General features: G+C 62.5%; 16 protein-coding genes. 10 read left to right on the forward strand and 6 right to left on the reverse strand.

Translation table 11 applies throughout. The annotated features are described in order from the left end of the window. Nucleotides 1-6: 6 nt before the first annotated feature. Entirely contained in the window at nucleotides 7-213 is a 207-nt protein-coding gene (locus AZF01_RS03500) for a DUF1737 domain-containing protein (RefSeq protein WP_024708914.1), read from the reverse strand. Further along, nucleotides 210-1,130, reverse strand: coding sequence for a CoA ester lyase (locus tag AZF01_RS03505; RefSeq protein ID WP_051424098.1), 921 nt, complete (start codon nucleotides 1,128-1,130; stop codon nucleotides 210-212). Before AZF01_RS03505 ends, AZF01_RS03500 begins: the two co-directional genes overlap by 4 nt. Nucleotides 1,131-1,260: 130 nt before the next feature. Here AZF01_RS03505 and AZF01_RS03510 point away from each other — a divergent pair, with 130 nt between their 5' ends. From AZF01_RS03510 to AZF01_RS03520, 3 genes are all read left to right on the forward strand, one after another. Next, on the forward strand, nucleotides 1,261-1,500 hold the full coding sequence (locus AZF01_RS03510) for a hypothetical protein (RefSeq protein WP_024708912.1): 240 nt from the start codon (nucleotides 1,261-1,263) through the stop codon (nucleotides 1,498-1,500). 145 nt (nucleotides 1,501-1,645) lie between these two features. Further along, a complete protein-coding gene (gene leuD, locus AZF01_RS03515; RefSeq protein WP_024708911.1) occupies nucleotides 1,646-2,251 on the forward strand; it encodes a 3-isopropylmalate dehydratase small subunit in 606 nt (201 codons plus the stop codon). 177 nt (nucleotides 2,252-2,428) lie between these two features. Beyond that, on the forward strand, nucleotides 2,429-2,683 hold the full coding sequence (locus AZF01_RS03520) for a hypothetical protein (RefSeq protein ID WP_024708910.1): 255 nt from the start codon (nucleotides 2,429-2,431) through the stop codon (nucleotides 2,681-2,683). A 52-nt stretch (nucleotides 2,684-2,735) separates the two neighbouring features. Here AZF01_RS03520 and AZF01_RS03525 read toward each other — a convergent pair whose 3' ends face one another. Both AZF01_RS03525 and AZF01_RS03530 read right to left on the reverse strand, forming a co-directional pair. Continuing rightward, on the reverse strand, nucleotides 2,736-3,476 hold the full coding sequence (locus AZF01_RS03525; RefSeq protein WP_024708909.1) for an HAD-IIB family hydrolase: 741 nt from the start codon (nucleotides 3,474-3,476) through the stop codon (nucleotides 2,736-2,738). A gap of 2 nt (nucleotides 3,477-3,478) precedes the next feature. After that, on the reverse strand, nucleotides 3,479-4,816 hold the full coding sequence (locus tag AZF01_RS03530) for a glycosyltransferase (RefSeq protein ID WP_024708908.1): 1,338 nt from the start codon (nucleotides 4,814-4,816) through the stop codon (nucleotides 3,479-3,481). A gap of 222 nt (nucleotides 4,817-5,038) precedes the next feature. Here AZF01_RS03530 and AZF01_RS03535 point away from each other — a divergent pair, with 222 nt between their 5' ends. From AZF01_RS03535 to AZF01_RS24420, 7 genes are all read left to right on the forward strand, one after another. Beyond that, on the forward strand, nucleotides 5,039-6,307 hold the full coding sequence (locus tag AZF01_RS03535) for a glycerate kinase (protein ID WP_061449616.1): 1,269 nt from the start codon (nucleotides 5,039-5,041) through the stop codon (nucleotides 6,305-6,307). A gap of 160 nt (nucleotides 6,308-6,467) precedes the next feature. Further along, complete coding sequence (locus AZF01_RS03540) at nucleotides 6,468-7,448, forward strand: polysaccharide deacetylase family protein (RefSeq protein WP_024709658.1); 981 nt, start codon at nucleotides 6,468-6,470, stop codon at nucleotides 7,446-7,448. A gap of 165 nt (nucleotides 7,449-7,613) precedes the next feature. Continuing rightward, complete coding sequence (gene leuB, locus AZF01_RS03545) at nucleotides 7,614-8,729, forward strand: 3-isopropylmalate dehydrogenase (protein WP_024709657.1); 1,116 nt, start codon at nucleotides 7,614-7,616, stop codon at nucleotides 8,727-8,729. A 117-nt stretch (nucleotides 8,730-8,846) separates the two neighbouring features. Then, on the forward strand, nucleotides 8,847-9,605 hold the full coding sequence (locus AZF01_RS03550) for a phosphatase PAP2 family protein (protein WP_024709656.1): 759 nt from the start codon (nucleotides 8,847-8,849) through the stop codon (nucleotides 9,603-9,605). Nucleotides 9,606-9,941: 336 nt separating this feature from the next. Next, nucleotides 9,942-11,834: an ATP-binding protein gene (locus AZF01_RS03555; RefSeq protein ID WP_061449617.1), complete on the forward strand. Its 1,893-nt coding sequence runs from the start codon at nucleotides 9,942-9,944 to the stop codon at nucleotides 11,832-11,834. Further along, complete coding sequence (locus AZF01_RS03560; protein WP_024709654.1) at nucleotides 11,831-14,017, forward strand: EAL domain-containing protein; 2,187 nt, start codon at nucleotides 11,831-11,833, stop codon at nucleotides 14,015-14,017. Before AZF01_RS03555 ends, AZF01_RS03560 begins: the two co-directional genes overlap by 4 nt. A 142-nt stretch (nucleotides 14,018-14,159) precedes the next feature. Then, entirely contained in the window at nucleotides 14,160-15,656 is a 1,497-nt protein-coding gene (locus AZF01_RS24420) for a PAS domain S-box protein (RefSeq protein ID WP_024709653.1), read from the forward strand. Nucleotides 15,657-15,738: 82 nt separating this feature from the next. On the opposite strand, the gene AZF01_RS03570 is transcribed toward AZF01_RS24420, so the two are convergent. Beyond that, complete coding sequence (locus tag AZF01_RS03570; protein WP_024709652.1) at nucleotides 15,739-16,401, reverse strand: RraA family protein; 663 nt, start codon at nucleotides 16,399-16,401, stop codon at nucleotides 15,739-15,741. 1 nt (nucleotide 16,402) lies between these two features. Beyond that, on the reverse strand, nucleotides 16,403-17,176 hold the full coding sequence (locus AZF01_RS03575; protein ID WP_161633056.1) for a FadR/GntR family transcriptional regulator: 774 nt from the start codon (nucleotides 17,174-17,176) through the stop codon (nucleotides 16,403-16,405). Nucleotides 17,177-17,179: the final 3 nt, after the last annotated feature.

Raw genomic sequence — 17,179 nt, forward strand, 5'->3', positions numbered from 1 at the left:
GTCGCCCTATTGCTCTCCGAGCTTGATCGACGGATCATAGTCCTTGCCCTCGACCTCCTTCACCACGGCCTGGCCGCAATAGGTCTTGCCGAGAACCGGATCATAGGTGAGCGAGGGGGAGCCATGCAGCTCCCAGCCCTTGTTCAGGGCAGCGGTGACCTTGTGGCAGAAGCCGGAATCATCCGGGCCGGTGAGAAAGCGGTAGAGCTTCATTTGGTTTCCTGTTCGGATTTCTGTGCCTTGGCGAGAAGCGCCTCGGCCTGTTCAAGATGGAGGCGCTCGACCATGCGGCCGTCAAGATCGATGACGTTCAGCCCTTCCGCTTCCGGTTTCGCAAAGGCTTCAACGATGGCGCGCGCTTCGGCGAGCGCTGCTTCCGAAGGGCTGAAAAGGGCGTTTGCCGGGTCGATCTGGCGCGGATGGATCAGCATCTTGCCGTCAAAACCCATGGCGCGGGCCTCCTCGCACTCAGTCGCAAAGCCTTCGCTGTCGGCGAAGTCATTATAGACCCCGTCGATCACGGCGATGTCATAGGCGCGTGCGGCAAGCACCACCTGCATCAGCCATGGAACCAGATAGGCGCGGCCGGGCGCGGGCGCGACCCCGGTTGCGGATCTCAGATCATTGACGCCGACGATCAGCGCCTCGAGCCTGCCGCCGGCCGAGGCCTGGGAATAGGCGCCGGCAATGGCCGCGGCGTTGACGATGCCCGCCGGCGTTTCCAGCATGGCCCAGAGACGAATGCGCAGCGGCGCGCCGTTCCGGGTCAGCATGGCGCTGGCGGCGGCGACATTGGCGACGGTCTCAACCTTGGGAAGCAGGATCGCGTCCGGCTGGCAGGCGAGCGCTGTTTTCATGTCCTCCTGGCCGGTCTCGGTATCGAGCGGGTTGATCCGGATCGCCGTGGTCACGTTGGCCGGGCGGCTCTGGGTGAAGAACTGTTCCAGGTTTTCGCGCGCCTCCGCCTTGCGGCCCGGCGCAACCGAGTCCTCGAGGTCGTAGATAACGGCGTCGGCGGCCAGTGTTTTTGACTTTTCCAGTGCGCGGCGGTTGACGGCGGGCACCGACAGGGCGGAGCGCCAAAGCTTGATCTCTTTCACGGCCTTATTCCTAACAATATCCGGACTCATTCTCGTTCAAGTCACATCGAATTGAAGCTTTTCAAAATTCGTTCCGGCAATCAATGAGACAAAATGGCTCCGGCCTCTTGCGAAAGCCCTTGCGAAGCGCCAGATTAGCAAATGTGAAAGGAATTTGACGATGGAAAATATCCGCACTGTTTTCATGGCAATTGTCGGTCTGGCCGCCGTGGCGTTCGTGACTGTGTTTGCCGCTTCCATTGGCCTTGCCCTGATTGCCGTCCTCGCCGTTTTGACGGTCGCGCGGATGATCGCAGTCAAGCTCAACCATGCAACCGTGCCGGTCAGGTCCCGTGACTGCCGCAAGCGCGACGGCATGCGCGTCTGGGACGACGGCCGCGGCAAGATCATCGACCTCTAGGGGCGAACCAGATCGTGATCGTTCCGGGCGGCCTCGGGCCGCCTTTCGGATGCGTACCACAAGGTACCGTTTTTCGTTGAAATCGCCGGAAAAGCGCTTTAGATCAGGACGCGAAACAAGCTTCAATCGCGCTGAGGGATCAAGCATGGAAAAATTCGTCAAGCTGACCGGCGTTGCCGCGCCGCTGCCCGTGGTCAATGTCGACACCGACATGATCATTCCCAAGGATTACCTCAAGACGATCAAGCGCACCGGCCTTGGCAAGGGCCTGTTCGCCGAGGCGCGCTACCATCAGGATGGCACGGAAAACCCGGATTTTGTGCTGAACCAGCCGGCCTATCGGAATGCCAGGATCCTCGTTGCCGGCGACAATTTCGGCTGCGGCTCTTCGCGCGAGCATGCGCCGTGGGCGCTGGCGGATTTCGGCATCCGTTGCGTCATTTCCACAAGCTTCGCCGATATCTTCTACAACAACTGCTTCAAGAACGGCATCTTGCCGATCGTCGTGTCGCAGGCCGAGCTCGACAAGCTCATGGACGATGCCGAGCGCGGCTCGAACGCCGTGGTTACGGTCGATCTGGAAAACCAGGAAATCACTGGTCCGGACGGCGGCTCGGTCAAGTTCTCGATCGATCCCTTCCGTCGCCACTGCCTGCTGAACGGCCTCGACGACATTTCGCTGACGCTGGAAAAGGCCGACAGCATCGCAAGTTACGAAGACAGGCTCGCCGCCGAGCGCCCCTGGGCCTGATTATCCCGACGATATTACGCATTGCCTTGGAAAGGCCGGTCTCGCGATCGGCCTTTTTTGTTGCGCTGCGGCTGCCCGATTGCTTCAGCCAGAAGCTGATGCAATCGGGAAATTGTATTGTCTGTTGCGGCAATTCAGGGTAGAATTTACGTGTGTGATTCACATGTGGAGGACAGAATGTCGCGCCGTTTTTTTCTGCTACCGGCTCTCCTGTTTCCGCTTATGTCTTTTGCGCCCGACGAGCCGCCGGCGCTTCAGGGCGCGCAGTCCCCGCTCAGCGAGTGGGCGCGCGGCAAACTCGCCTTTGCCTGTGAGTTCAAGAGCGAAGACGATGACGGTTTCGACAAGATCTGCATCTATGACTGCGCTGGCTGGCCCAAGGAAATAAAGATCGACAAGTTCGACGACTGCCCCTCATCCATCAGGGACTGAGGCGGCTCGGGCCGATCATGCCGGGCGCGGAGCCATCGCCCGGCATCGTCTTTCAGATCGGCACGCCGAAATGGCGAAGGCCCTCGATCACGCCGTCGGCGATCTCGCCCTTTGCCTCGTAGATATCGCCGTTGCCGCGGGCAAGCTCGCGCAGCTCGTCAAAGCCGTTGGCGGGAATGATGCCGCGCACGCCCGGAACCTCGAACATGGCTGCGTCATTGCCGGTGTCGCCGGCGACCGCCACCTCGTGATGGGCAATGCCGAGCCGGTCGCAGAGCCAGGAGAGGCAGGCGCCCTTGTCGGCCGCCCGCGGCAGCACATCAAGGTCGCGGTTCGATGAATAGACGAGCTTAACGTCGAGTCCCTCGGCGGAAAGCGTCTCCCTGATCGCCGAAAGCCTGCTCTTCTTGGCATCGTTCAGATACCAGCTCGACTTGAAGTCATGCTGATAGCGCTTCGGCTGATAGCTGAGGTCGGGGACCTCTCCGAGAATCCGGGCGACCTTGACGGCATCAAAGCCCGCGCGGAGATGATCGTTGAAACCGTCCACCGCGCGATCGGCCTTGTGGTCATGCACCATGGTGCCGACGCCGCCGATCAGAAAGTCGGGCTCGGGAAGGCCGACCGCGCCGATCAGCGACCGGATATCGTCGACCAGCCGGCCGCTGTTATAGACGAGGATTGGCCGCTGTTCTTCCGGAATGGCCTCGAAGGCCTCCCGGAAGCGCGCCGTTGAACCATTGTCGCCGACAAGCGTGCCGTCGAGATCGGAGGAAAAAAGCCTGATTGCCATGCTCAGTCGCCGTCATTCCAGGGCTCTGCCCAGTCGCTGTCGGTTAACGACTGGCGCATGGGGCGGCCTTCCACCAGCGAGATCATCTGCTGGGCGATGCCGGTCCAGGTGAACAGGCTGCGCGCCTTGTGCGCGCCCATGCGGGCAAGGCGGTTGTAAAGCCTCTGGTGCTTGAACGGCTTCATCATCATGATGCCGAGGTCGTATTTGTCAAACGTGTCGGCAAACAGCGCGTGGCGGCCGAAGGAGATGGCGCGGTAGAGCCCGCCATTGGTGGTCACGACCGTGGGCGTGCCGGAGGCCATCGCCTCGATCGCCGTCATGCCAAAGGGCTCGTAACGGCTCGAAAGCACGAACATGTCGGCCGCGCGGTAGATATCGGGCAACGCTTCGTCGGAGACATAACCGGAGAAGTGGACCTTCTCCTCAAGCCCGAGCGTTTTGACCTGGTCCTTCAGTTCACCGAGAATGCGCGTCTCAAGCTCGTCCATATCCTCGCCGCCGACGGCGAGATGAAGTTCGGCGTCGGGAACGCGCTCGGCCATGACCGAAAACGCTTCGATCAACAGGTCATAGCCCTTGTTGGTGGCGAGCCTGCCGAGCGACAGCACCGTCTTGCCCTTGAAGCCGAACTGTTCGCGCAGCATGTTGCGGGTGGCGCCGGAGACCGGATAGAAGCGGTTGTCGTCATAACCGGGCGGAATCATGTAGACCCGGTCCTCGCGAATGCCGTAATCCTCCACCAGCATATCGACCTGAAGCGGGGTGGTCGCGATCACGCTGTCGCAGGCGCGGTAGATCTTGTTTTCATGCTTGATCCGCTCGATGAAGTTGAAGTCCTTCTCGAACTGCTCCTTCTGATCCGGGTAGTCGGTTTCCATCGTCCGCTTCTTCCACAGGCCGATCGAATGCGGTGTGTGGAGATGGGGAATGTGGAGCGCCTCGGCGAGACGAAGGCCTGCATAGCCGGCGTCCCAATAATGCGAATTGATGAAATTATAGCTCAGATCATGTTCGCGCATGTAGCGCAGCGCGTTCTCGCTCCACTCGAGCAGGTGCTTGTAAAGATATTCCTTGGGAATGAAGTCCTTGCCGCCGCAGGGAATCCGCACGACGCGAACCCTCTCGTCCACTTCGTCGATTTCCGGCTGGTCCTCGAACCTGCGGGTGTAGATGTCGACGGAGAAGCCGAGTTGCGCGAGCTTTTTTGACAGCTCGAGAATATAGACGACCTGGCCGCCGGTATCGGCAGCGCCAAGCGGAGGATCGGCCGCAACATAGCCGTGGGTGGAAACAAGAGCGATACTGGGAAATTTATCGGACTCGTTTATGTGAGCCATAATGGATCCTTCCTTGCAATACGTCGGGCGTCATCGCGCAGCGGTCGGTTTCTGTATCAAACATGATGGTCGACTGAAGTGAAACCTCCAGACAGAAGAACGAAAGGGCGCACGCCCAGCGTTAAACTAACGCGTCAATCGCGCATTGGTTCCGAAGAAACTTGAGGAGCCCCGATTTATGTGAACAATACGAAACACAATTCATGCCCTACAGGACTAACCATGCAGTTCAATGACGATCCGAAAGGCTTCCTGCGTTTTCTGTTCGATACGGCGGTGGCGGCCGCCGATCCGATGAAACAGGTATCCCGATATTTGCCCGAACCGCCGAAAGGCCGCACCGTTGTCGTCGGCGCCGGCAAGGGCTCGGCGCGCATGGCCGAGGCGCTCGAAGCCTGCTGGGACGGTCCGCTGGAAGGCGTGGTCGTGACCCGCTATGGCCACGAGGCGCCGTGCGAGAAGATCGAAATCCTCTCCGCCTCCCATCCCGTGCCGGATGCCGCCGGCGAACGCGCGGCCAAACGCATTCTGGAAACGGTTTCCGGCCTTACGGAGGACGACCTCGTCATCGTGCTGATCTCCGGCGGCGGCTCGGCTTTGCTGTCCCTGCCGCCGGACGGTCTGAAGCTCGAAGACAAGATTTCGGTGAACAGGGCGCTGCTCAGATGCGGGGCATCGATCGACGAGGTCAACTGCGTGCGCAAGCACCTCTCGGCGATCAAGGGCGGGCGACTGGCCGCCGCCATCCATCCGGCGCGCTGTCACACGCTTATGATCTCCGATGTGCCGGGCGATGATCCGGCGATCATCGCTTCCGGGCCGACGGTCGGTGAGACCACGACGGCCGAGGATGCGAAGGCGATCATCAGGCGCTACCGCATCGACTTGCCGGACCATGTCGCGCAGCATCTTGATTCGCCGCTTGCCGCGTGCGTGAAGCCCGACGACCCGCGCCTGGCAAGGACCGGGAACCATATCATCGCGACCCCGCTGATGTCGCTGGAGGCGGCGGCCGAAAAGGCGCGGTCCGCCGGTCTCAACGTGCTTGTGCTGGGCGATACGATCGAGGGAGAGGCCAGCGAGGTCGGCATCGTCCATGCCGGCATCGCCGAGGCGATCCACCATCACGATATCCCCATTGCCAAACCCGCGCTCGTGCTTTCGGGCGGGGAGACGAGCGTGACCGTGAAGGGCGACGGGCGCGGCGGGCGCAATGTCGAGTTCCTGCTGTCGCTTGCGGTCCATCTCAACGGCCTTGCGGGCGTGCATGCGCTTTCCGGCGATACCGACGGCGTGGACGGGCGCGAGGAGGTTGCCGGCGCGGTGATCGACCCCGATACGCTGAAACGGGCGCGCGAGGCCGGCATCGATGCGCGGGCGTCCCTTGAAAACAATGACGGCCACGGTTTCTTCGAGGGGCTCGGCGATCAGGTGGTCACCGGGCCCACCCTGACCAATGTCAATGATTTCAGGGCGATCCTCGTTCTGTGAGCCGGCAGGTCTGTCTGTAGACGAAAAATGCAACCATAGAGCGCCTCTGTGCGCGGCGCTTTACCGTTTGGTAACCATATTGCCACATTTTTTGACCAAGAGCCGGGCGGCGCAATGCGTCGCTCGCTGTTGTCGAGTCTCTGGCTGAACTGGATTACCAATGCACCGTTTGCTGAACGGCCTTTTCGGCCTTGGCGTTCTCGCGCTCGCCTCCTGCGCTTCCACCGGGCACCGTGATACAGTGACCCTGCAGACGGCGCTGGTGGCGACCGAAAGGCCGGCGGAGGCTGGTTCAGGCAGCCCCGAGGCCATCGAGGTGATGATGACGGGCTCGATCGGCAAATCGGCGGCGGCAGAAGCGGCCCCGCTCAAGATCAGTTCGATCCGTTCGCGGATCGTCGAGGGCGCGGATGCGGAAGCCGTAGCGCGTCCCGTCCGCCTTGTCGCCAGCAAGCCGGTGAGGGATCTTCCTCTTGCCGGGCGTACGATCTATCTCGATGAGACCCGCGACATCACGCTCGCCCCCAAGGAGGTCGTGCTGACCTTTGATGACGGTCCGGTTCCCGCCAGGACGCCTGCCGTGCTGCAGGCTCTCGAGGAGCACGGCGTGAAGGGCCTGTTCTTCATGGTCGGCGAAATGGCGCATTATCATCCGGAGGTCGCCGAACTGGTCGTCAAAAGCGACCAGACCATCGGCAGCCATACCTATTCCCACCCGCACCTGCCGGCGCTGTCCCATGCCGTTGCGGTCGCGAATATCGATCGTGGTATCGCCGCCGTCGAGACGGCGACGGGCATCAAGCCGCGCTTCTTCCGCTTTCCCTATCTGGCGGAGAGCGCCGCACTCGATCGCGCACTGCAGGAACGCGGCGTGATCCCGGTCGGCATCGACATTGATTCGCGCGACTATGAACAGGCCTCGACCGATGTTCTGGTGAACCGGATCATGACCGGGCTTGCCCGGCGCGGCGGCGGGATCGTTTTGATGCATGACCTGCAGGGGCGCACGGCGCGCGCCATCGGGCCGCTTCTGGACCGGCTGGAGGCGGAAGGCTACAAGGTGGTGACGATAAAATACGGCCAGCCGTCCGAGGAGGCGCCCGCAACGTTGATGGCGCGCCTTTCGCGCGGCCGCGATTAGGCCGCATCCGGGGCGTACCGCAAGCGCGCGAACCGGCTTGAAAACGGGGCATATGCGGTCTAGAACCGGCGCCATTGCGGCGGTTGCGATGGTGACCGGCACGCCATTGATGCGCTTCCCGGGGTTGAGCGGGCGCGCGGGTTTTCAGCAACACGGGAGGCCTCCTTGAGCCAGCGTAAACTCTTTCTTCTGCCCGGCGACGGCATTGGTCCGGAAATCACCGCGGAACTAGAAAAGATCATTGCCTTCATGAATGAGAAGGCCGGCGCCGGCTTCAAAGTCGAGAAGGGCCTCGTCGGCGGCTCGGCCTATGATGCCCACGGCGTGGCGATCTCCGATGAGGACATGGCGCGGGCCATGGCGGCCGACGCCGTCATTCTCGCCGCCGTCGGCGGCCCCAAATGGGACAATGTGCCCTATGACGTGCGCCCCGAAGCCGGCCTTCTGCGGCTGCGCAAGGACATGCAGCTCTTCGCCAACCTGCGCCCGGCGATCTGCTATTCCGCGCTTGCCGCCTCCTCCTCGCTGAAGCCGGAGCTGGTCGAGGGCCTCGATATCCTGATCGTGCGCGAACTGACCGGCGGCGTTTACTTCGGCGAGCCGAAGGAGATCATCGATCTCGACAACGGCCAGCAGCGCGCCATCGACACGCAGGTCTATGATACCTACGAGATCGAGCGCATCGCCGCCGTCGCCTTCGAGCTTGCCCGCACCCGCGACAATCGCGTCTGCTCGATGGAAAAGCGCAATGTAATGAAATCCGGCCTGTTCTGGAACCAGGTCGTCACCCGCGTTCACGACGAGAAGTTCTCCGATGTGAAGCTTTCCCACATGCTGGCCGATGCCGGTGGCATGCAGCTCGTGCGCGCGCCGAAACAGTTCGACGTGATCGTCACCGACAATCTCTTCGGCGACTTGCTTTCCGACGTCGCCGCCATGCTGACCGGTTCGCTCGGCATGCTGCCGTCGGCCTCGCTCGGCGCGGAAGACCCGGAAACCGGCAAGCGCAAGGCGATGTACGAGCCTGTTCATGGCTCGGCGCCCGATATCGCGGGCCAGGGCGTTGCCAACCCGCTGGCCATGATCGCCTCCTTCGCCATGTGCCTGCGTTATTCCTTCAACATGATCGTCGAGGCCGAGGCGCTGGAAGCGGCGATCGCCGATGTGCTGGAGGATGGCTACCGCACCGGCGACATCATGGCCGAAGGGTGCAGGAAGGTCGGAACCGCGGAAATGGGCGATGCGGTGCTTGCCGCGCTTGCGAAGAAACTCGCCGCCTGATGTCCTTCGGCGCCGGCCTTGCACGGGCCGGCACGGAAGCTTGGCGGCGGTCTGCCGCCAAGACCGTTGCGGCAGAAAACTATCCACTTTTCGGCATGACGCCCTAGATGGAAGCGGATGACAGACAAACACCCGCTCCCTCCCGCACCCTACCGGACCAGGCTCCGCCTCTTCTGGAAACGGAGAAAGGCGCAGAAGCCTTTCTCGCTCTCGGCCACCTGCTGGCCGTGGTTCCTGCTGCCTGCGGCGACGATGGCGCTTCTTTCCTTAGCGGCCCTTGACGGCCCGGTCGCCTCTGCCCGCGATGCGATGTCGGCCTCATTCCAGGATGTTGCGGTGCGCTTGACCGACCTGACCACGTCGCCCTGGATTCTTGTGACCAGCGGAGCGGTGACGCTCGGCGCGCTTGCGGTTCTTGCCCGCGCCGGCAGGACATCGGCGCGATATCGTGCCGTCCATGTCGCCCATCAGGCGGTTTATGTCTTTTCCACCGTTGCGCTCGCCAGCGCCTCGGTCAATGTCGTGAAGCGGCTGATCGGCAGGGCGCGTCCGTCGCTGTTCGACAGCGTCGGCGACCTTCATTTCCGGTTCGGCGGCTGGGCCTATGATTATGCGAGCTTTCCCTCCGGCCACGCCACGACGTCCGGCGCCGTCTTTGCTGCCCTGGCGCTGCTTTTCCCCCGCATGGGGCCGGTCTTTGCCAGCCTGGCCATCTTCTTCGCCTATGCCCGCGTCGCCGTCGGCGCGCACTATCCGAGCGATATCTCGACCGGGCTGTTCTACGGGGCGTGGGTTGCGGCGCTGATGGCGGTGATCTTTGCCCGCTATCGCCTGCTGTTCGTCATCCCTGAAAACGGGCTGCCTCAACGCAGGTGAGGGCCGCACGGATCAATGCCGCGGCGAGCACCCTTCGGCCCGGGTGAAAGCAAAAAAAAACGATTTAGTTTATCCCGTTCAGCAATCTATGGGTGTGTCTGAGCCGCGTATCGCGGTTGCGAAATAAAACGAAGGGGGATCCTAATGCAATACCATGTATAATTTATTCAAAAAGGTAGATACCTTAGTCCGGTTCTCCGAATATAAACCAAGTTGAACTTGAAAAAATAGAAATTCAACGTGTGGTGGCTACAAAACCGTGAATTCGGCGATACATTCATTAGAGGAGGCTGATGCAAAACGTCAGCGAAGCCGCGACAGACACGGAAACATCATATGCGAGGCGCCCTCAAGAGTTTCCTGGGCAGAATTGTGCGCAAGCCGACCATGGTCGAGTGGCGGCTCATGCTGGCGCTCTTTGCCGGCCTGTTCGTTGCCGTCCTTCTCATCTGGTATGTTTCCTACACCGTGGAACAGCGCCTTCAGGCGCAGCGCACCCGGCTGCAGGCCGAAGGCGCCCTGCGTCTTGCGGATATCTGGGTCAGCGGTTTCATCGCTGAACATGCGCAGTATCTCAATGTAATCGGAGACAGTCATGCCCTCGGCAGGCGGCTTGAAGACGAGGGCGCAACCGCGGCGCTGATCCAGGATTTTTCCGCCTGGGTGCGGGCGAAGCCCGACATCGCGCAATTGCGCTATATCGCAGCCGACGGCACGGAAGAGGTTCGCGTCGACCGCGTCGGGGAGGCGATTGTTCCGGTCGGCGAATCCAGCCTGCAGGACAAATCCCCGCGCTATTACTTTCAGGCCGCCAACACCCTGCCGGCCGGTTCGCTTTATCTTTCCCGGCTCGACCTCAATGTCGAGGATGGCGTGATCGAGGAACCCTGGCGTCCGATGCTGCGCCTGGCCGCGCCGGTTTTTTCGCCGGAGGGCGCCCGCCGCGGCGTGCTCGTTGTCAATCTCGATGCCTCAAGCATTCTGGTCAAGCTCGATCTCTTGACCTCTCCCTTCGTCAGGCGGATTCAGCTCCTGAATGCGGACGGTTACTGGATGGGCGGCGTGGCGCGGCGCGATCGCTGGGGTTTCATGTTCGGCAAGAACACGACGCTCGCCGAGCGTGCGCCGGGGCTCTTTGCGGACATGAAGGCCGGGGTCGAACACCGAAGCGATGCCCAGAACTATGTCTTTGCCCGTCTGCCGGTCGGCGAGACGATCGCCGCGGAGTCCGGTTTCGATCATGTCGAAACGGCTGACGCGCCCTGGTACCTGCTGATCGCCTATCCGCCGGGGCCTGGCTTTCTGTCATCGGAGAACCTGCCGGGCCTCGCCGTGCTCTTCATCGCCTCGGCCGTGTTTGCGGCGCTCGGCGCGCGGCTGATCGCCTATCGCAGGACGGCGGATGCGCGGGTTCGCGCGGCGGAAGCGCGGATGGTGCGCATCGACCGGCTCGCCGGTCTGGGCGGCCTGGTGGCCGGCGTCGCGCATGAACTGAACACGCCGATCGGCAATGCCATGATGGTTGCGACCACGATCGACCGGCGCGCGGAAAGCCTTCAGGAGTCGCTTCAGGAAGGTCGGATCGGCCGCAATGCCTTCGCCCGGGCGCTCGATGATATCCGCCAGGGCACCCGGATGACCCGCGAGGCGCTAGAGGGCGCTGCGGATATCATCGGCAATTTCAAGCAGATCGCCGTCGATCAGGCGAGCGACCGTCGTCGACGGTTTTCGCTCGCTCGCTACCTTCACGACACGATCTCGCTGCTCCAACCGCAGTTCTCAAAGGGCGATGTGAGGCTTGTCGCCGGTCCGATGGACGAGATTCGCATGCACAGCTTTCCCGGACCGCTCGGGCAGGCGGTCACAAACCTGGTCAACAACGCCCGTCTTCATGCCTTTCCGCACGGCGCGGCCGGGACCATAACCGTTTCGGCGGAACGGAAGGGCAGGCGTGGCGTGGCCATCAGCGTTGCCGATGATGGTTGCGGTATCTTGCCGGAAAACAGGGACAGGATCTTCGACCCTTTTTTCTCCACCTCGTTCGGAAAGGGCGGCAGCGGACTGGGCCTCGTCATTGTCCACAACATCGTCACCGGCGTGCTCGCCGGCGACATCGAGGTCGACAGCGCGCCGGGCGCGGGAACGCGGATCACCCTTTTGCTTCCGCTTGTCTCGCCCGGTTCCGGCGTCGACGCAAATGCCTATCAGATGAAGGAGCAGGGCCCATGAACAATGATCTGGAGCTCGAACTCTTCGACGACGCGGCCGATGACGGCGCTGCGTTTGCCGGTCGGCCTTGGAAGGTGCTTGTGGTCGACGACAACCCGGATGTTCACGCTGCCACGGATTATGCGCTGAAGGATGTCTCGATCTTCGGACGGCCGCTCAAGACCATCTCGGCGCATTCCGTCGATGAGGCGATTGTGCGCGCCGAGGAGCACGAGGATATCGCGGTTTCGATGATCGACGTCGTCATGGAAACGGACGATGCCGGGATGAAGCTCGTCAAGGCTCTGAGAAACAAAGGGTTTTCGGATATGCGGCTGGTTCTCCGCACCGGCTATCCCGGCTATGCGCCTGAGCTTGCCGTGGTGACCGATTACGAGATCGACGGCTATCACACCAAGGATGAACTGACGCGCACGCGGCTGATCTCGCTTTTGACCACATCCATCCGCGCCTATGACAGCATCCGGGCCATGTCGCGCAGCCGCGAGGGGCTTGAGCTCATCGTCAGGAGCGCCCGACAGCTCTTCCGGCGCGGCAATCTGGAAATGTTCGCCGAGGGCGTGCTCACCCAGATTGCGGCGCTCCTGCGGGTGGACGCGGACGGTCTTGTCGCGGCGGCCGGTCCCCGCGGAGATGTGCTGCGCGTGGTTGCCGGCATAGGCCGCTACTCGGCCACGGGGCCGCTCGCTTTTGCCGAAGCGGCGCCGAACATCGCCGATCTGTTCGAAGAGGGCGAGCCGAACCTGGAGCCGGTCTTTTCCGGCGGCTATATGGGCCTTTGGTTCGACGCCGGAGAGGACGGCCGCCTTTTCGCAGCCCTCAGGACGGATCGGGCCGTCGACCAGCCGGAGCTTGACCTCCTCCGGCTTTTTGCAAGCAACATCGCCGTCGGCTTCCAGAATCTCGCGCTCATCGAGGCGCTTGACCGGCTGGCCTTTCGCGATGCTTTCCTGGACCTGCCGAACCTCAATGCCTTCGAGCACGCCCTTGGCGCAGCGCTCGACGTCTCCCGTGCCGGTCATATCGTCAAGGTTCACGTCTGCGACTACCAGACCATGGTCGCCTCCTTCGGCAGCCCGGTCGCCAACAAGGTTATGCAGGAGGCCTATACCCGATTGCACCAGCTCTGCCAGGGAAAATGCACGATCGCTCTGATCGCCGAAGGGGCATTCGGAATCGTTGATCCGGAGGGCGTGCTTTCCACCCACGGCCTGTCGCGCGTGCTGGACAAGGCCTATCTTGTGGACGGCATCGAGCTCGCGCCGCGCCCCACCTCGGTGATGATCCCGATGGACGACCTGCCGGAGGACCGCTCGCGCGCCGTCAGCGTCGCGACGGCGGCGCTTATTCACATCAGGAGCGTCGAGGACGGCGCCCATGTGCGGTACGGAAAGGCGGAGCGCAGGGCCTGGGAAAGGCAGGGGCGACTGGAGGAGGCGCTGAAGGCAAGCGTGGAAACGGGCAGGGGGTTTTTCGTCGTCCTGCAGCCGAAGGTCATGCTCGATACCGGACTGGTGTATGGCGCGGAGGCGCTGTTGCGCTGGCGGGTCGCCGATGAGGCGATCTCCCCGGACGAGTTCATTCCGATCGCCGAGCGCACCGGCATGACGCGGGCGCTCACCGGTTTCGTGCTGCGACAGGTCGCCGACTGGTCGCTGGCGCGTCAACCAGCAAGGGGTGAACCGCTGCGCGTTGCTGTCAATCTTTCCATGGCCGACCTGAACGTGCCGGGCTTCGCCGCCTGGCTCTGCCGGCGGGTCGATGCGCTGGGCCTTGGCCCGCAGACGCTGGAATTCGAAGTGACCGAGGCGATCGCCATGCACGGCCGCGTCGCCATTCGCCAGGTCGAACTGCTTTCGCGGCGGGGCTTCTGCATCTCGCTGGACGATTTCGGCACGGGCTATTCCTCCTTCGGTCATCTCAACACCCTGCCCATCAGCATGGTCAAGATCGACCGCAGCTTTGTCCGCGACCTTTCCGGGGAAATGGCGGCCCGTTCCCTGTGCTCGGTCATCGTCGCGATGTCGGAAAAGCTCGGCGTCGAATGTCTGGCCGAAGGTGTGGAAACCGAGGCGCAGCGTCTGGCCCTTTTGGAGATGGGCTGCCGGAAGGCGCAGGGCTTCCTGTTCGGCAGGCCGACAGCGATGAATGAATTCGCGGAGCGCTTCGGGCTTTCCGGCTGAAACGGCGCCACTTGATCGGCCTCGGCGCGAGGGAGCGGACCGGTTCAGGAAAAGAACCCTTACCCTCAAAAGTAATGGCGGCGTCGTGGTCTTGCGGCTATGGTGCGGGAAGTACCCACCTTTTTCGTGTCAGAAGCAATAAATGAACCAACCAGACGAAGCCCGGATCGAACACGAAATCCATCGTGTCGCGGCCTCAAACGATCCCTTTGCCGCAGCCGTCCGCACCACCCGGATGCCGATGCTGATCACCGATCCGGGCCAGCCCGACAATCCGGTCGTTTTTGCCAATGACGCTTTTCTGCGGCTCACGGGCTACGGCCGGGACGAGATTCTTGGACAGAACTGCCGGTTCCTGCAGGGCACAGGGACCAATTCCGACGATGTGACCAAGGTGCGCGACGCGATTGCCCGCCAGGAGTCGATCGAGATCGACCTGCTCAACTATCGCAAGGATGGCTCGAGTTTCTGGAACCGGGTGCTGATCTCGCCGGTCTTCGATGATGAAGGCAAGCTCACCTATTTCTTCGCCTCGCAGTTTGACGTCACGCCGGAGCGGCGGCGGATTGCCGAGATGCATGTCTCGCAGGAGGAACTCGAAGAGCAGATCGAGCAGCGCATCCACGACCTGAGAGCCTCCGAAAACCGGCTGCGTTTCATTCTGGAGGCCGCCAAGATGGGGTCCTGGACGCTGGAGCTCGGCACCAAGCGGCTGATCACATCAGTGCAGGCCAAGGCCAATTACGGCCTTGCGCCGGCCGACAGGCTGAATTTCGACGATGCCCGCAAGGCCGTCGATCCGGCGGATCTGGAGAGCTGGACCAGGGGGCTGGAGCGCACCATCCGCGGCGAGGAAGACCTGCATCTGATCTACAGGGTTCGCACGCCGAAGGGGGAGTTGCGCTGGCTGGAGGCGCGCGGGCAGCTCTCCGGCGCGCCCGGCGGCCACCAGTTCATCAGCGGCATCACCCAGGATATCACCGAGCGCAAGGAAGCCGAGGAGCACCGCAAGCTGCTTGCCCGCGAGCTGAACCACCGGGTCAAGAATTCGCTGGCGATCGCCCAGTCGATCTTTGCGCAATCGCTGAAGTCAGCCAAGTCACTTGAGGAGGCGCAAGGCATCGCGTTCGGCCGCATCCGGGCGATGTCGACGGCGCAGGATCTTCTGACCAAGGAAGGCTGGAATTCCGCCGAGCTGCGGGCGCTGGTCAGCGACGTTATGGAACCGTTCAAGGGTGCCGATATCAGGATCGGCGGACCGCGGGTCATCCTCAACGAACAGGCGGTTTCCGCGCTGTCGCTCGCGCTTTACGAGCTGGCGACCAATGCCACCAAATACGGCGCGCTCTCTGTGCCCGGCGGCTCCGTGACAATCCATTGGGAAATCGTCAAGAACGGACGTCGTACGCTGCATTTTCACTGGAGCGAGATGGGCGGACCGCCGGTGGAGCCGCCGAAGACGCGCGGTTTCGGCTCGCGCATGATCGAGGAGATTGTCGCCCATTCCATGGACGGCACGGCCAGGATCGAGTACCGGCAGACGGGCGTGCTCTACTCGATCGTCGCGGACCTGCCCGACGATCCCGAGAAGATCGTGCCGCGCAGCGGCAGGGACGACGCTGGCCGGGAGCCTGCCTGAAACAGAGGCCCCTTCCCACGGAAAAGGCCCCGAAACGGCAATGCGAGCGCGGTCCGGGGCCAGTGGGGGAGGGAGACTTTTCTTATTCTGCCGGCCAGATGGCCTGCAGCTTTTCGCCCGCAAGAATGCGGTCGCGATTGGTTGCCTCTTCCTTGCCAAGCGCGTCTGCCTGATCGGCAACGGCCTTGACGTGTTCCTTCGGAATGACGACCACGCCGTCGATGTCGCCGAAGATCACGTCTCCGGGCTTGACGGTCGCCTTGCCGATCTTAAGCGGCACCTGGCTCTTTTTCGGTTCCTTCTTGCCGGTCACGCCGATCGGGCTCGGCATGGTGCCGAACAGCGGATAGCCGAGCGCGCGCACCTGGGCGAGATCGCGCACCGTGCCGTTGACGACGGTTGCCGCGCAGCCGTGGGTCTTGGCGCCGGTGCTCATCAGTTCGCCCGAGCAGGAGCCCGGTGCGCAGGAGGCGTCGCAGACCATGATGCCGCCCTTGGGCGCATTGTCGATGGCGTTGTGGTAGACGTCCTGCGGCTCGCCCTTGCGGTCGGATGGTTCGAACAGGACGGTGACGGCCGGGCCGCAGACCACGTCGCCGGGCGCAAGCGCGCCGAGCAGCGAAATGCCTTCCAGGCAGCCCCACAGTCCGAGCGCTTCCATGCTGTCATGGATATCGCCGGAATACCATTTCTTCAGACGCTCGATTGCCTCCCAGTCGGTGTCCGAATAGTCGAAGTCGGCCATTTCATTCCTCTTTTCTGGCTTTTTTCTGGTTTGATTTCTCGATCGCCTGCCGCAGGTAATCCGCGGAATTGTCGATCTGCGCGCGCAGCAGCGCCTTGGATCCGGCCTTGTCGCGGGCCCTGATCAGGTCGAAAATGCTGGCGTGTTCGGCATAGGCCTCGTCAAGCGATTTGGTCGGCACGCGGCTCGAGATGTGCATCACCTCGTTGATGAGGCCGGAGAGATTGTCATAGATGTGCTGCAGCACCTGATTGTCGGTCGCGTGCACCAGCGCGAGGTGAAAGGCGGCATCGGCATTGACGAAGCCGGAGAAGTCGCCCTCGTCGCGGGCCGTGCGCATGTCCGCCAGTGCGGCTTCTATCGCCGGCGTCACCGGGTCTTCTCGGTCCGTCAGCATTTCCAGAACCTCGGCCTCGATCATCCGGCGCACGCCCATGAGCTGGAGCAGGTAGTCGGGATCGGTGGAAAAACGCTGGCGTACGGTGACGGCCAGCGTCTCAAGATAGCCGTCGACGTCGTCGCGCACCACTTCCGTGCGCTCACCGTGGCGGCGGCGCACCAGGCCCTTGGTCTCAAGCACCTGGATCGCCTCGCGCACGGATCGGGTGGAAACGCCGAACTCATTGGCGATGGCGCTTTCGGAGTCGAGCCGGTCGCCGACCTTGAGCTCGCCGTTGAGAATGCGGCTCTCAAGAATGGACGATACTTCCGAATGCAGCCGCTCGCGTCGCTTCAGCAGTCCGCCATTCGCTTTTTCGGCATCGGTTCTCATCATGCG

The sequence above is a fragment of the Martelella sp. AD-3 genome (assembly GCF_001578105.1).
Classification (GTDB): domain Bacteria; phylum Pseudomonadota; class Alphaproteobacteria; order Rhizobiales; family Rhizobiaceae; genus Martelella.

Excerpts from the sequence above, each read along its gene's own strand:
- AZF01_RS03500 (WP_024708914.1), bottom strand. The coding sequence starts at position 213 with ATGAAGCTCTACCGCTTTCTCACCGGCCCGGATGATTCCGGCTTCTGC.
- AZF01_RS03505 (WP_051424098.1), bottom strand. The coding sequence starts at position 1,130 with ATGAGTCCGGATATTGTTAGGAATAAGGCCGTGAAAGAGATCAAGCTT.
- AZF01_RS03510 (WP_024708912.1), top strand. The coding sequence starts at position 1,261 with ATGGAAAATATCCGCACTGTTTTCATGGCAATTGTCGGTCTGGCCGCC.
- leuD (WP_024708911.1), top strand. The coding sequence starts at position 1,646 with ATGGAAAAATTCGTCAAGCTGACCGGCGTTGCCGCGCCGCTGCCCGTG.
- AZF01_RS03520 (WP_024708910.1), top strand. The coding sequence starts at position 2,429 with ATGTCGCGCCGTTTTTTTCTGCTACCGGCTCTCCTGTTTCCGCTTATG.
- AZF01_RS03525 (WP_024708909.1), bottom strand. The coding sequence starts at position 3,476 with ATGGCAATCAGGCTTTTTTCCTCCGATCTCGACGGCACGCTTGTCGGC.
- AZF01_RS03530 (WP_024708908.1), bottom strand. The coding sequence starts at position 4,816 with ATGGCTCACATAAACGAGTCCGATAAATTTCCCAGTATCGCTCTTGTT.
- AZF01_RS03535 (WP_061449616.1), top strand. The coding sequence starts at position 5,039 with ATGCAGTTCAATGACGATCCGAAAGGCTTCCTGCGTTTTCTGTTCGAT.
- AZF01_RS03540 (WP_024709658.1), top strand. The coding sequence starts at position 6,468 with ATGCACCGTTTGCTGAACGGCCTTTTCGGCCTTGGCGTTCTCGCGCTC.
- AZF01_RS03550 (WP_024709656.1), top strand. The coding sequence starts at position 8,847 with ATGACAGACAAACACCCGCTCCCTCCCGCACCCTACCGGACCAGGCTC.
- AZF01_RS03555 (WP_061449617.1), top strand. The coding sequence starts at position 9,942 with ATGCGAGGCGCCCTCAAGAGTTTCCTGGGCAGAATTGTGCGCAAGCCG.
- AZF01_RS03560 (WP_024709654.1), top strand. The coding sequence starts at position 11,831 with ATGAACAATGATCTGGAGCTCGAACTCTTCGACGACGCGGCCGATGAC.
- AZF01_RS24420 (WP_024709653.1), top strand. The coding sequence starts at position 14,160 with ATGAACCAACCAGACGAAGCCCGGATCGAACACGAAATCCATCGTGTC.
- AZF01_RS03570 (WP_024709652.1), bottom strand. The coding sequence starts at position 16,401 with ATGGCCGACTTCGACTATTCGGACACCGACTGGGAGGCAATCGAGCGT.
- AZF01_RS03575 (WP_161633056.1), bottom strand. The coding sequence starts at position 17,176 with ATGATGAGAACCGATGCCGAAAAAGCGAATGGCGGACTGCTGAAGCGA.